The sequence below is a fragment of the Pedobacter sp. W3I1 genome, assembly GCF_030816015.1.
Lineage (GTDB): Bacteria > Bacteroidota > Bacteroidia > Sphingobacteriales > Sphingobacteriaceae > Pedobacter.
The window spans coordinates 1,855,064-1,869,180 of sequence record NZ_JAUSXN010000001.1; the positions used below are offsets into that span (position 1 = coordinate 1,855,064).

Genomic DNA, 14,117 nt, shown 5'->3' on the forward strand with positions numbered 1-14,117 from the left:
ATTTAAATCTATTGGTCTGAGTCACTGACAAGGGACTAGGAGTGTAGTCAAATGTTAGCATCTGACTGATATTAGTTATAATCGGTAATAATTGTTTGTTGAAGAATCCAATAGATTACTAGATCTGAAATAAGTCTTCTGTCAGATAGTAATATCCGACAGCACAATAATAAAGACCTGAAATAAATTCAGGGTGACGGTAGTAACAAAAATGGCAAGAAACAAAAAATGGTCTGTGAAACACAGACCATTGCTATTTATAATATTTATTTCACCTTAAAGTTAAATATCACAATTCCGGTTTGTACATCGGGAGCTGATTCCAGTTTATTTAAACTTGCACCTAATACGGCCTGCTCACATTTTCTCCAGAGGGCTAAATCAGATAGGGTAGTACCTTTTGCACCTGCACGGGCCTGTACAACTTTGCCATTTTTATCTACACGGATTTGAACGGCAATTTTTCCTGCGCTTTGCCCATCATCCTGTATCCGTGGGATATCGATAAATTTTCTGCTGGCCAATGATAACTGTACATTTCCGTTTCCAGAACCACCTTCGCCATAATTGGAAGCTAAAGGATCGCCATCTTTATCGCCCTGGTTGCCAGGCGTTTTTCCGGTTCCATCTCCTTGTCCCTGACCAGTATTTTTTTTGCCTTTATAAAGTGCATTTTGGTTAATCACCGGTTTGGCCGGCTTGTCTTCAGTTACCGGAGTTGGTGCAGCTTTAGTCGGTTTTGTAGGTTTAGTGTTTACTGCAATAGCATCTTCGGTATTTTGCGTTTGAACTTCTTTATCACTACTTTCGGTAGAAGTAGTTGGCGTAATTTTTTCTTCTGGTGTTACCTTTTCTGGTGGTTTACCATTTGCATTAGGATCTGCCGATGGCTCTTCAATACTGGTGTAATCATCGCCCATCCCTTCTGCAGAAGTTCCATAATTTACAACCATACCACCCATACCTACTTCTTCAGGTGGCTGGAATGAACCAATCACGATAAAAAAGCTGATCAACAATAAAAAGCCCATAATTCCGCTTGCTATGGCAATGGCCTTAGGGTAATTGTTTTCCTCGTTAGGTATGTTTTGTGTTTTGTAGTTCATTATTTTTTAGGTTCAACGGCTACAACAAGTTTTAATTTTAATTTATTGGCGATATCGTTTACCACAAATCCATCCTGATAAGTCACATTGCGCGATACATATAATAGTATGGTCATATCAGGTGCCAATTTTTGGTATGATGCCAATGTAGGCTCTAATTCCTCAATGCTAACTGGTTTCTTTTCAACGAAATATTTTAAATTTTCGTCTATAGTAACGGTAACTGCTTTCTTGGCGGTAGATTGCTGTCCGCTTGATGATTGCGGCAACAATAATTTAACCACCGTAGGATTTACCACGGCAGAGGCCAATAAGAAAAACAACATCAGGAAGAACATAATATCGTTCAACGCTGAAGTATGTACTTCTACCGACCCTTTTGTTCTTTTGCGTAAATTCATTATTTGCCTGGTTCTTCTAGTAAATCAATAAAATCAATTGCATCAGTTTCCATTTTAAGAATGATTTTTTCAACCATGATATTTAAAATGTGATACAGTACATAAGCAATAATACCGATAATTAATCCGGTTGCAGAAGTAATCATTTTGGTATATAAACCACCAGAGATCGTTCCGATTTCAATCGCACCTTTAATGGATACCTGGTGGAAAATGGTAATTACCCCCACAATTGTACCTACGAAACCAAGCATTGGTGCAATACCTGCAACAATACCCAATATGCTGATGTTCTTCTCTAATTTAGAAACCTCCAGTTTACCAACATTTTCAATCGCACCCTCAATATCTTTAATCGGGCGACCAATACGTTTTAAACCTTTTTGCAACATGCGCGAAAGCGGAGAGTTATTATTTCTTAATAACGACATGGCGCCTTCTAAATTCCCCGACTGGATATAAGACCTGATCTGACCCATCAGATTCGATTCGTCTTTGGTTGCTTTTTTAATGGTTAAATAACGTTCAAAGAAAATAACTAAGGCTAACAATGCTAAAAAAGCCAATGGAACCATTACCCAGCCGCCTTTAAAAAGCAGATCAATAAAATGTAGTTCTGGCTGTGGTTGTGTTACTGCTTGGTTAACCGCATTTGCTGTGTCTTGTAATGCTTGTGTGGTGTCCTGAATTAATAAAGTTATCATTATGGTTGTGTGTTGTTAGATTTTTGTTGTACGAAATATCCTTTTCCTTTTAGTTTTTTCTGTAAAATATCTTTTTGTTCTTTAGCTTCTTTTTCAGTTGTAAAACTCGCTATACTTACCTTTTTTAAACGGCCAGGTACTTTTGCGATTTCGGCATTTAAACCGATTTTTCCCATTTGCTTAATAAATACAAGTGCTTTTTTCTCTGATTGAAAAGATGCTGCAATAACGTAAAACGTAGAAGGACCAGTGTTTGGTACTATTTTATTTTCTTTTGATGCTACAGTAGGCTTAACTACAGATTTAGCCTCCACTTTTTTAAGTGTATCTGTTTTTTTCTGAACCTGATTAGCCTTTAAAATGCTATCTGTTTTGGCTACTGAATCCTGTTTTGCTTTTAGGGTATCAACTACAACCTTTGGCGAATCGACAATTACTTGTGCCCGTTTTATAGGTGTTGTTGTATCGCCTGTAAATAATTCGGGCTTAACCAAATACGTTATCGCTGCAATAATGACCAACGCTAAAACTGCAATTGTAATCATCAACCAGGTAGACATACCCTGCCGTGTTTCTTCTCCATGTTCAATCGGATCATGGCCAAAACGGTTTGGATGCTCAGCATGTTGTTCTTTTATAAATGCCGGAGCCTCAATTACAGGTTCTTCTTTTTTAGCTTCGTCTTCTAAATTGATGTATGTTTTTGGCTCCTCATTTTCTGACCTCAGCGAGAAACGGCTCGAAGGTTCGTTTTGCGGGATAACGGTTTCCGGTACTTCTGCAGCATTGGTTTCTTCAGGTGCTGAGGTATTTTCTGTAGTCTTTACTTCATCTTGTGCATCATCAGACTCCGGCGTTTCAATAATAGGGCCAGTAGCAATATTTTCTACCTCCGATTCTGGAGTATGGCCAAAACGGTTTGGATGTTCTTCATGCTGTGTGATAACCGATTCTGGTACTTCTACTTCTTCAACAGTATTTGCTACTTTTTCATCCTGTGTTTCAGTAGATTCTGGAGTTTCAATAATAGGGCCAGTAGCAATGTTTTCTACCTCCGATTCTGGCGTATGGCCAAAACGGTTTGGATGTTCTTCATGCTGTGTGATAACCGACTCTGGTATTTCTACTTCTTCAACAGTATTTTCTACTTTTTCATCTTGTGTTTCAGTAGATTCTGGCGTTTCAATAATAGGGTCAGCAGCAATATTTTTTACCTCCGATTCAGGCGTATGACCAAAACGGTTTGGATGTTCCTCGTGCTGTTCTTTGATAAACTCAGGCGCTTCGGTAATTTCTTCTGAAGTGTTTTCAGTATGCTTTAAAGTATTTTTAAGATCATCCTTAACCTCATCCAGTTCTACATTTTCGATTACAGGAGCCTGGTATGATTTATTCTCAAATGGTGATGATGCAACTGGCGCTTCAGCAATTTCGTCGTAAACTTCTTCCTCTTCCTTGGGTGAATCAGTTTTTGTTTCTTCAATAACGGTTTCTGCCAATGATGGAAGTCCGTAAAATTCAGAACCATAGTTTATGTTTTTAACCGGTTCGAAACCTAATCCTTGTTCGGTAAAAAATAAGCGACCAGTATTTTGAAGTTCGGCCTCATGGTCTAATTCTAGTTTTTGATTTACTTCTTCAACAAACTCGGCGATGTAATTACGGGCATCTTCGTTTGTGACGTTCGTTTTAGCTGAAATGAAATTGGCTAAAGCTTCTTCTTCAGTTACGTCGGCCGAAAACTGCAATGTATATCCGGGAGGCAAAAACGTTTGTTTTTCCTTATCGTATCTTCCCGGGTATTTCTTTTTATAAAAGGTGCCCAAGCCGGTAATACCAACTTCTTTGCGTTGCTGCAAGAGTTCTAACAGGTATGATAAGATATCCATTCGGGTAAAATTAAGCGTTTAAAATTAAAAATTATATTCTACCTTCAAATAGTGTCTATGGGTGCTATTATACATCCTACTCCAAAAAGGGGACAAAAACGAGTACAGTTTTGTTATTTTAGTCATGAAAAAAATCACAGTTTTTTAAACCTTTATCTGTATCCGTGCAAAGATAACGGTTACAAAGATAGAAATGGTATGTTAGGAAGCAAATGGCTAAATCGAGATAATATCGGATTCGCGCGTAAAGCTTCAGCTATAGAAACGGTTCAATATTGAAAAGCGTATGCTGAAAACGAAGCGGGGAAGTTTTAAAAGAGGTTGTATCATAAGTTAAATCGATTCATCCTTCGACCAGCTCAAGATGACAATTGATTTTTATGACACAACCTCTTAGGTTTTCCTGGTAATTTAACGGTTATGAAGGAAACCTATAAACAAGGAACTGTAGTAGACCAATCGGTACTCTCCATGTTAAGCAAGCTTGCAATGTGGCCATGCCCGGTTGCATCAGCAATGGTGGTTCCGGTACCCTCGTCAAATTTCCAGTAGGCCTCCAAGCTGGTACTGGTTGCACTTACACTACATTTATTTGCAGAAATTGTCGACTGTGCCAGTGCTGATTTCCAAACTCTCATCTCATCAAACTGACCGTTAAAACCTCTGTTAGCATCCCAGCTTCTCGAAATCTGGAATGTACCATTGGCAGCAATGGTACCCGTTGCGTTCATGCTGGCATCTAAAGTGCCATTAATGTAGATTTTCATAGTCGAGCCATCGTAGGTTGCTGCAATATGATACCAGGTATTGGTGTTTAGTGCTGTAGCTGAGTTTAGTTTTTTAGGTGTTGCACCACCTGTGTTCAACACAAACTGTACTTTATTGTTGGCTAAAGAAGCATCACCTAAACGAAGCAAAGCCACATTGGCATCGCTTACTTCAATACCCATGATGGTCGAGATATTTGGCGCAGTAGCTTTAAAAGCGGTTGGTTTAACCCAGGCTTCGTAAGTTAAGCTGGTACCAGCAAGATTGAATGTATTAGAATTTAAGTATTCATTTGTGCCGTCGAAAACCAACGAACGGTTTCCGGCTGGTGGTGGTGTACTACCATTGCCATCGATACAGTTTGGTTTTACTGCAGTTGCCGATCCATAAAGTACATTAGACATGGCTGATAATTTAGTTTGTGAGTTGTTGGCCACATTATAAACCATTGCACTGGCGAGGCCATTATTTTTTACATAAGTGGCTACTGCTGCCTGATCGCTGTTACCTAAATCTGTTCCTAATCCCAATTTACTTTTGGGTACGCCAGCATTAATGTAAGGCTGTAAGCGACCAGCATAATTTGTAGAGAAATAAGTTTGCTCAAATACATAATCTAAAATATCACCCAATTTTTGGTTATTATAGGTAGAATTAAAATAATTGGCTTGATTAAATGCGGCCATGGTAATCAGTTTGTCGGTCCCCATACGTGCCCTAAGTGCTGCAGCTGCCAGAACCAATGAACCATCATTTGCGGTACAGGCAGAATATTCATCATCAATATCAATTCCATCCAAGCCATATTGCTGTACGGCATTGGCACATTGAATGGCAAAGGCATCGGCCTGGGCATAGGTGGTAAAACAGCCCCAGCCTGCATCCTGATGGTTTCCAAGTACATCGAGCACTACTTTTATGCCTAACGATTTAAGGTAAGCTACTTTGCCAGAGTTTAAAGTTTCTTGTACCTGCGGATTGAAGTACAGGGTTGGTGTGCCATTTACTGAATTGATATTAGCGGCAAAAATAACAGATACACCAAATAACTGACTTGCTGAAGTGCCGTATGTATAACAGCCCGGATTTACAAAATTGTTACTGTTTACCTCTACATAGGCGGTCATGAATGGGGCAGTTAATGCCAGGGCAGAAGCATTGGTAGCCGCTCTGGCTGTACCTTTGGTGTTTAATTGGTTGTCTTCTTTTTCAGAATTGGCTTTTTTACAAGCATACAACAAGGCGAAAGCTGTTAACAGCAATACGCCGAAAACGGTTAGTTTTCTCATAGGTTTAAAATTTTGGTTAGAAATTGGTTTAATATAAAAAAAGGTAGGATAACTAACGTCACCCTACCTGGTAAATTTGTGTGTTAAAAATTTGCTTTATCTATATCCCACCATAACCTGGTGCCGCCATTGTCTGGTCCGCCAAGTAATGTTACTGCTTTACGTACCTCGTCTTTATTTCCGTTGCCGTATTCTGCTGTTGGATATGGCAATCTGCGAATCTGTAATTGGGTATTGATTGTACCACCACTATTGTTATTGGCTACTGTAAACAGTTTTGGATAACCTGTTCTGCGGAAATCAGCCCAGGCCTCTGCTCCGTCAGGAAAGATAGCTAACCATTTCTGGGTAATAATGCGCTCTAATTTTACTTCGTTAGAAGCAGCTCCATCCCATTTAATGGTAATCGTACTTACTGCAGCCGCATTATTAGCCGGGTTTTTCGGATCTACATAGGCCGTTGGTTTGCTTACCGCATCGGCCAGATAGCCGCCAATAGTTGCGTTCCACTGTTGCATTGATGTAGTTATACCTGTTTCATAATTGCTTTGCGCATCACCTGCACCTGCCCAGCCACGTAAAGCGGCTTCAGCTTTTAAAAACCAAACCTCAGCAGCCGTCATCAATATCTGTGGTGCTTTTTGTCCGATAGGTGACCTTGAATTGTCAGGTATAGACGAATTTAAACTCGAATAGGTTTTGTAACCAGCTTTGCCCAAACCATTAAAAGAAGTATTGGCTCCCGATCTGATTCCTACATACTGTCCTGCAAACAAAGGATCAATAGCTGGTGTACAATATATCGATAAACGTGGATCTGAGTAACCAACCATGTACGATTGTAGCGCTGCGCCCATAGCATTATCACCGTCGTAATTTATTGTTACATTCCAAAGGTCATTGTTTCGGTTACCTGACTGTGCAACAGCCGCATTATCACTTGGTATAGTCATTAACCCACCTGCAGCTGCCATTGCTTTTTCTGCCTGTAACTTTGCCGTAGCCGGATCAACTTTAACAATACGCATGGCTAAACGTAACCTTAGCGAATTGGCTAATTTAAGCCATTTTGCAACGTCTCCACTATAAACCAGATCACCGGTATCGTAATAAGCTTTTTTACCGGGATTTGCCGTGATAAAAGCCTGAAGGTTATTCGCTGCTGTATCAATCTGTTTAAAAAATTCGGTGTAAACCGTTTTTTGGTCATCGTAAGCTTGCGAAATCAAAGATTTACCTGCTTGTGTATAAGGAATCGGACCAAATTTATCTGTTACCCTATCCATTGCAATTACTTGTACTAAAAGTGAGATACCCCACGATTCTGGCGCAGTTGTTTTTAAAGGCGATATGGCAATCTTAGAAATTGGTGCCATTACATTGGTGTACTGATCGTTAAAACCGGTTTCATTCCAGCCATTATTAAGCGAGTAGTTCATGTTGTTTATGCCACCACCGAATGGTGTTGGAGCCATCATGTAACCACTAAAAGCATCAGAACTCAAATTCTGTGCAATTTGATAGTTAGAAAATATATTTTGTTGAATAGGGCCGATAGCTGACCGCAATAAAGCTAAACTCTGCTCGGTTGTAGGTAAATTATCGTTGGTGTTAAAACTTTCAAAGTTCTTTTTACAGCCCTGGTTTAAGCCGGCAACGGCTAAAAGTAAAGCAAAAGACAAACCTTTAATTTTATGTTGAGATGAATGATATATCGATTTCATGTTTGTTCGTATTAAAATAAAACATTAAGGTTAAAACCAAAACTTCTGGTAACCGGTTGGTTAAAAACATCTATTCCAGATAAACCATTACCGGTAGACATGGTAACCTCTGGATCGTAAGGTGCTTTTTTATAGAAGTAGAACAAGTTTCTACCAATTAGCGAAAGGCGCATACTTTTAAATGTTCCTTTTAATGGTAAATTATAACCTATTGAAGCTTCACGCAAACGTACTACGGTAGCGTTATACACATATTCGCCAGTTACACCGTTTCTATCACCTAAGAAAGAATAATAGCTTTGTGGGTTAATGGTAGCGGAAACTGCTTTTCCGCTAGCATCTACACCATCAATTTTAACACCGCCTTGTGCCCTTGCATCACCCGATGCTTTTGAAGCACCAGCCTGATCCATTAATGCTTCAGTAAGTGAAAGTACTTTGCCTCCAAACTTACCGTCTACCAGGAAGCTTAAGCTGAAATCTTTATAATTGAAACTGTTGTTCCAGCCCAACTGGAATTTAGGGTTTGCATTTGCGATCAGACTATAATCTGTACTTTTAACCGGAAAGTAAGGATTGGCAGTCGATCCATCTCCGGTTAAAATGATGCCGCCATTCGCATCTCTTTGTAAGGTATAACCGTAAATATCACCATAAGATCCACCTGTGGCTATGCGTGAAATATAAGCGTTGTTACCTCCACCGGTTAAATCGATCGAATTTAAACCCTGTGAAGCAGCAACATCAATAATTTTGTTTCTGTTCAGTGATCCGTTGATGGATGTGTTCCAGTTAAGTCCATCGCCTTTTAACACATCCGCGCCTAAAGTAAACTGTATACCCTGATTTTGAACATCACCTGCATTTAAGTAACCTGTTGCAACAAGTCCTGATGGTGCTGGTTTAACCGGAATATACTGGTTTTTGGTGTTTGTTTTGTAATAGGTAAAGCTAAAATTTAAACGATTGGCAAGAAAACGCATATCTGTACCAATCTCGAACGATTTTGTTCTTTCTGGTTTTAACTCAGCAAACGCCCTGTTGGTGTTAATGGTAAGTGCACCACCATTACCCAAAGTATTTTGGATAAAAGTTAAATAAGCCGGCACCGTGTTACCCACTTCGGCATAAGTACCTCTTATTTTGGCATACGTAATCGCCTCTGGCAATTTAACCATTTGCGATACAATGAATGATAAACCTACCGATGGATAGAAATAAGAGACATTTGGCGTAAATGACAGGTTTGAAGACCAGTCGTTTCTACCTGTTAAAGTTAAAAATGCCCAATCCTTATATGATAAATTCGCGTTTGCAAATACTGCCTGCAATTGGCTGTGGTAAGCATCACTCGCTTTAGTGGTATTCAATACATCTGAGGTATAGGTACCTGCAGTAGCCACAATGGTATTATTCGGCGTAAATAAATCAACAGCACTCAGATCTCCTGCTAAAGATAATCCTGTGGTTTTCTGATCATTGATACTACTACCAATTAATCCGTTAATTTTAAAGTCAGATCCTTTCAATGGTACGGTAACATTTAAGATCGCATCAGCATATTTCTGAATAAAGGTTTGGGTGTTCTGAGAAAGATATCCTCTTCCGTTTGAGTTAAAGTTTCCGTTTATACCTGAATAACGTCTGTTTTCAAAATCATCTGTCGTACGGTCTATATTTCCCCTAATCTGTAAGTTTAACCATGGGGTAAACTCATATTTCACATTTCCACTTAATAAAAAGCGGTTTCTGATGGCTGTATTTGGATTAAGGTTGGTTAAAAACCATGGGTTCTGGTTAATATCTGCAGAACCGCCAAGCCAGTTCTGACGGGCAGTGCCTACGTTGCCTGCAAGCAGATAATTATCTTTATAAGGTGTAATATCAACTCCTCTCGGAAAAAGATATAATCCAATCAAAGGGTTATTATACAATCCAATTGATGGACTGTTATTGATGCGTTGGTTAATGTAGTTCACATTTCCATCAACCGTTAATTTATTGTTTAAAAACTTGGCTGTTTCGCGCAGGTTAATATTATGCCTGTTTAACTTATTGCCTTCCTGTATGCCACTTGCATAAGTATTGGCATAAGAAAAATAGGTTTGGGCAATTTCCGAGCCGCCAGAAAAATTGATCGAGTTGGTCGCATTTGTTCCGGTCTGGAAAAACTGATCGAGGTTATCAGTTGTGTTGCTGATGGCAGCTCCCCAGCTGTCTCTGGTGGTAGTAGATGCAGGGCCATAACTGTTTTGAAATTCGGGTTTGTAAGCAATTTTATCAAAAGTTAAACTCGATGAAAAACCGATTTGTGTTTTACCGGCTTTACCTTGTTTAGTAGTGATTAAGATTACCCCATTTTGTGCCTGGCTACCGTATAGGGCCGCGGCAGATGCACCTTCTAACACCGTTAAGCTTTCAATATCATCAGGGTTTAAATTCGATATTCCATCACCACCGTCCTGGCCGCCACCAAAAACACTGTTCTGTTGTGCATTGGCATTACCGTTATTGCTGATTGGTACCCCATCAATTACATATAAAGGCTGGTTGTTACCACTCACCGAACGGCTACCCCTTAATATTACTTTGGCTGAACCACCAACACCCGAAGAACTCGGACTAATGGTCATCCCGGCAACTTTACCATTTAACGAATTTACCAGATTGGGGCTTTTTACTTTATTCAGTTCCTCACCCGATACCTGTTGAGTAGTATAGGTTAACGATTTTTCTGAACGTTTTATACCCAGCGCTGTAACTACAACTGTTTCCAGTTCTTTAGAATCGTTGGCCAGTGTAACATCTATAGTAGATTGTGTGCCAACGGTAACTTCTTTGCTCTGGTAACCAATAAAAGAGAATACCAATATATCACCGGTTTTGGCCGCGATAGTGTATTGCCCCGTTCCATTAGTCTGTGTATTTACCTGCGTGCCCTTAACGTTTACGGTTACACCTGGTATGGTTAAACCGGTACCATCTTTAACGGTACCTTTTATTGGCTCCTGATAATGTGCACTTACGGATATTAAAGGCAGTGCATTATTAATTGTTTCTGCTGCATACAGGCCTGTGGATGCATAAAGCAATAAGCACGTGAGCTGTAAAGATTTTTTCATATTCATTATGAATAATTTTGAATAAGTATTTGGTTAATTGTTTGCCGCCTTCAGGATTCCATCCATCCGGTTTTATAGTTAAGAGCATTTTGTTTACACAAATTGCCTACAAGGGAATTGAATTATTTTTAAATAATTTTTCTGTTCCGTCGTGGCTGTATCATAAATATAGAATTGTCATCCTGAGCATGTCGAAGGACCCGTTTAAATGCTCCGCAAAGCGTTTCGACGAGCTTAACGTGACAAGTTTGAATGGAATCAAAACTTATGAGACAGCCTCCTTTCCTGTTATAAAGACCCTGATCCAGATAATATCAATTGCCTGAAAAGGACTCTTATGATATAATATTTAATCGAAATCAGCTTTTTCAACTGTCTCTTTTGTCTGCGTAGCCCAGCAACCTGCGGCACCAACCAGTGCAGCATCTTCATTTAGCCTGGAGATATGGATAGACGTGGTGATGCCCTGCGATTCGAGGTATTTAATCACATTGGGTACAAAACGGCTGGAAGCATTGGCAATGTTACCACCAATTACAATCGCTTCGGCTGCATGATCCTGTTGGAAGTTTTTGAGGAAAAGACCAAGGTTATGGCCAAATTCAGTAAATATTTTCCGTACCGTCTGGTTTTCATCATAAAGCAAGGTCAGTTCGCGAACATTTAGGATATTTAATCCCGTGAGTTCATAATAACGTTTCAAAAACCAGCGGGTAGAAAGGTAATCTTCTGCTATACCATTTAAAAAAGGCGAACACCACAGGTTGGCATCGGTAATTTTTCCCTCGGCACACACGGCACTTCCAAGTCCGGTACCTAAGGTGATGCCAATCAGATTTTGGTAGGCACGGGCTTCGCCTGCAAATACCTCTCCTGCCAAAAAACAAGAAGCATCGTTACTCATTAAAATCTGATCGCGGTTGATCTTCAGTTCGTTAGCCAGCAAGTCTTTTACGTTTAATCCATAAAAAGCGGCATACTTATCATTGCCAGCGATATAGGAGATGCCGTTGTCATAATCGAAAGGCCCCGGCATCGCAATACCTAAACGGCCAATTTGGATACCTGTCTTTTTATAAGCTGCTTTAATTGCACTGCACCAGGTATGGATAATCTGTTCTGTTGAGCCATGAGAGTCAACGCGTTCGCGTGTATAAGAATTTTTAAGGATATTGCGCTGTTGCATATCGAGTAAAGCAGCGGTAATATGTGAACCCCCGATATCGATTCCTAGCACATATTGGTTATTATTTATTGTTTTCTGCATCAATTTGATCTATAAAATGGTTAGTGTTTAAGGTAGAACACCAATTACAAGAATCCTTTTTTTTGACAAACTGCCTACAGGCTTAAAATTTTTTTATGATTTTTTTTTAATTACTTTACATTCGATTTACTAAACTAACCAAGTTGAAAGCAGCTAAGCCAGATCTAGTCGTTTTATGGAATAAGATTTGCCTCGAAAGTGACATCAAATCTTTTGAGCAGTTATACCGCTTTCTATACAGTAGGTTAATCAAGTTTTCAATTTATTATGTAGTTGATAAACAGGTTGCAGAAGACCTGGTAACCGAAGTATTTGTGAAATGCTGGGAAAACAGGGCAGCAAGTACCCATGTGTTAAATCCCGAAAGCTACTTTTTTATCGCCGTTAAAAATCAATCACTTAAATACCTTAAAAAAAATTCTTTAATTACGTTTATCGATTTAGTAGATGAAAAGGATAATATTTCGGTATCAACCCATACGCCAGAATACATTCTCGAAACTAAAGAACTGCACCAACAGCTCGACCATGCCATTGCGGGTTTGGCGCCACAGGCGGCTACTGTTTTCAGGTTGATAAAAGAAAGCGGGATGAAGTATAAAGAAGTCGCTGAACTGTTGAATATCTCACCCCGAACCGTGCAAACTCAATTGTTCAGGGCCATTGCAAAACTTCGTTTAGTGTTACAGCCTTTGAAAGAAAAGGAAGCCGATGAAAAAAAACTAGGAAAACTAATCTCCCTGATTATCTTAGCGGGTACTTTATCTTTTTTATATTTTTTGTAGGCAATTTCAGCAGAAAAAGGAACATACAATAAAGGACAAAAAAAAATGACAGATCAAAGATTTACAGAATTGCTTGGAAAACAATTGGCCGGTGAAATTTCGCTGGATGAATCTGTTGAACTGAAATCTATTTTAGCTGGCAGCGCCTTGCTTAGAACGGAGTATGAACGGTTACAAACTTATTTTGATGCTGAAACGGTTGAGGATGAAAATATAGACCTGGTTTTTGACCGGATCAAAGCTCAAATTAAAGTGCCAAATGAACCGGGTTTAACGGTTACCAAAAATAAATCTTACAGCACCTGGCTAAAAGTTGCTGCTATTGTCGCTATTGTTATTGCTGGGGCATTGGTGTATAACAGAGCAGCCATTTTCTTCAATAAAACAGATCATTTAATACTAACGCAGGTACTAACCAAAGCTGCAGAGGTGAAAACAGTTGTGCTGGCTGATGGCTCTACTGTAAAAATCAATTCGGGGAGCAGCTTAAAATACCCGGAACATTTTACTGCAGCTACCAGGGATGTTTACTTATCTGGTGAGGCATTTTTTGACGTAAAAAAAGATCCAAAACATCCTTTTATTGTGCACACCACACAGCTGGCTGTAAAAGTGTTGGGTACCGCTTTTGATGTTAAAGCTTACCAGAACGATGCTTTTACCGAAACCACCTTAATCAGAGGGAAGGTATCTATCTCCCTAAAAAATAATGCTGCACCAACTTTTATCTTAAAGCCAAACGATAAATTTACTTTAGCAGATGGTAAAGCAAGCATAAGTCAACTGACCCACTTTAATGGCACCGGAGCCGACCGTATAATGGAAACCGCATGGACAAACCACGAGCTCATTTATAAAAACAACAGTTTTGACGAAGTAGCCAAACTTTTTGAGCGTTGGTATGGGATCAAAATAGTATTTAAAGAGCCTGCACTTAAGTCAGTGAGGTTTACAGGCCATGTTGATAAAGAAACACTTCCCGAAGCTTTAGATGTGCTAAAACTGATCGAAAACTTCAATTATTCGATAAAGGGCAAAAATGTATACATCTACCGCTAGCAC

Annotated in this window: 10 protein-coding genes; 2 read left to right on the forward strand and 8 right to left on the reverse strand. The window is 39.4% G+C overall.

What is annotated here, in order from left to right; translation table 11 throughout:
• Positions 1-266 precede the first annotated feature (266 nt).
• From QF042_RS07955 to QF042_RS07990, 8 genes are all read right to left on the reverse strand, one after another.
• Positions 267-1,106, reverse strand: a complete 840-nt coding sequence (locus tag QF042_RS07955; protein WP_307527006.1) for an energy transducer TonB — start codon at positions 1,104-1,106, stop codon at positions 267-269.
• Positions 1,106-1,507: a biopolymer transporter ExbD gene (locus tag QF042_RS07960; RefSeq protein WP_025144642.1), complete on the reverse strand. Its 402-nt coding sequence runs from the start codon at positions 1,505-1,507 to the stop codon at positions 1,106-1,108. The genes QF042_RS07955 and QF042_RS07960 overlap by 1 nt, the downstream gene beginning before the upstream one ends.
• Entirely contained in the window at positions 1,507-2,211 is a 705-nt protein-coding gene (locus tag QF042_RS07965) for a MotA/TolQ/ExbB proton channel family protein (protein WP_029279915.1), read from the reverse strand. Before QF042_RS07965 ends, QF042_RS07960 begins: the two co-directional genes overlap by 1 nt.
• Positions 2,211-4,100 (reverse strand): SPOR domain-containing protein, encoded by a 1,890-nt coding sequence (locus QF042_RS07970; protein ID WP_307527019.1) that lies wholly within the window; start codon positions 4,098-4,100, stop codon positions 2,211-2,213. Before QF042_RS07970 ends, QF042_RS07965 begins: the two co-directional genes overlap by 1 nt.
• Before the next feature lie 431 nt (positions 4,101-4,531).
• Positions 4,532-6,157, reverse strand: a complete 1,626-nt coding sequence (locus tag QF042_RS07975; protein ID WP_307527021.1) for a LamG-like jellyroll fold domain-containing protein — start codon at positions 6,155-6,157, stop codon at positions 4,532-4,534.
• Between the two features lie 83 nt (positions 6,158-6,240).
• Positions 6,241-7,881 carry a SusD/RagB family nutrient-binding outer membrane lipoprotein gene (locus QF042_RS07980; protein WP_307527023.1) on the reverse strand — a complete coding sequence of 547 codons (1,641 nt, stop codon included), beginning with the start codon at positions 7,879-7,881 and terminating at the stop codon, positions 6,241-6,243.
• 11 nt (positions 7,882-7,892) lie between these two features.
• The gene (locus QF042_RS07985) at positions 7,893-11,003 is read right to left on the reverse strand and encodes a SusC/RagA family TonB-linked outer membrane protein (RefSeq protein WP_307527025.1); all 3,111 of its coding nucleotides are present in this window, start codon (positions 11,001-11,003) and stop codon (positions 7,893-7,895) included.
• Between the two features lie 349 nt (positions 11,004-11,352).
• Positions 11,353-12,270, reverse strand: a complete 918-nt coding sequence (locus tag QF042_RS07990; protein WP_307527027.1) for an ROK family protein — start codon at positions 12,268-12,270, stop codon at positions 11,353-11,355.
• A gap of 143 nt (positions 12,271-12,413) precedes the next feature.
• On the opposite strand from QF042_RS07990, the gene QF042_RS07995 reads away from it, so the two are divergent.
• Both QF042_RS07995 and QF042_RS08000 read left to right on the forward strand, forming a co-directional pair.
• Complete coding sequence (locus tag QF042_RS07995) at positions 12,414-13,055, forward strand: RNA polymerase sigma-70 factor (RefSeq protein ID WP_307527029.1); 642 nt, start codon at positions 12,414-12,416, stop codon at positions 13,053-13,055.
• Between the two features lie 45 nt (positions 13,056-13,100).
• Positions 13,101-14,114 (forward strand): FecR family protein, encoded by a 1,014-nt coding sequence (locus QF042_RS08000; RefSeq protein WP_307527031.1) that lies wholly within the window; start codon positions 13,101-13,103, stop codon positions 14,112-14,114.
• Positions 14,115-14,117 lie beyond the last annotated feature (3 nt).

What these genes read in the sequence shown, in the direction of transcription:
- QF042_RS07965 (WP_029279915.1), bottom strand. Translation starts at nt 2,211, where the DNA reads ATGATAACTTTATTAATTCAGGACACCACACAAGCATTACAAGACACA.
- QF042_RS07980 (WP_307527023.1), bottom strand. Translation starts at nt 7,881, where the DNA reads ATGAAATCGATATATCATTCATCTCAACATAAAATTAAAGGTTTGTCT.
- QF042_RS07960 (WP_025144642.1), bottom strand. Translation starts at nt 1,507, where the DNA reads ATGAATTTACGCAAAAGAACAAAAGGGTCGGTAGAAGTACATACTTCA.
- QF042_RS08000 (WP_307527031.1), top strand. Translation starts at nt 13,101, where the DNA reads ATGACAGATCAAAGATTTACAGAATTGCTTGGAAAACAATTGGCCGGT.
- QF042_RS07985 (WP_307527025.1), bottom strand. Translation starts at nt 11,003, where the DNA reads ATGAAAAAATCTTTACAGCTCACGTGCTTATTGCTTTATGCATCCACA.
- QF042_RS07955 (WP_307527006.1), bottom strand. Translation starts at nt 1,106, where the DNA reads ATGAACTACAAAACACAAAACATACCTAACGAGGAAAACAATTACCCT.
- QF042_RS07990 (WP_307527027.1), bottom strand. Translation starts at nt 12,270, where the DNA reads ATGCAGAAAACAATAAATAATAACCAATATGTGCTAGGAATCGATATC.
- QF042_RS07970 (WP_307527019.1), bottom strand. Translation starts at nt 4,100, where the DNA reads ATGGATATCTTATCATACCTGTTAGAACTCTTGCAGCAACGCAAAGAA.
- QF042_RS07975 (WP_307527021.1), bottom strand. Translation starts at nt 6,157, where the DNA reads ATGAGAAAACTAACCGTTTTCGGCGTATTGCTGTTAACAGCTTTCGCC.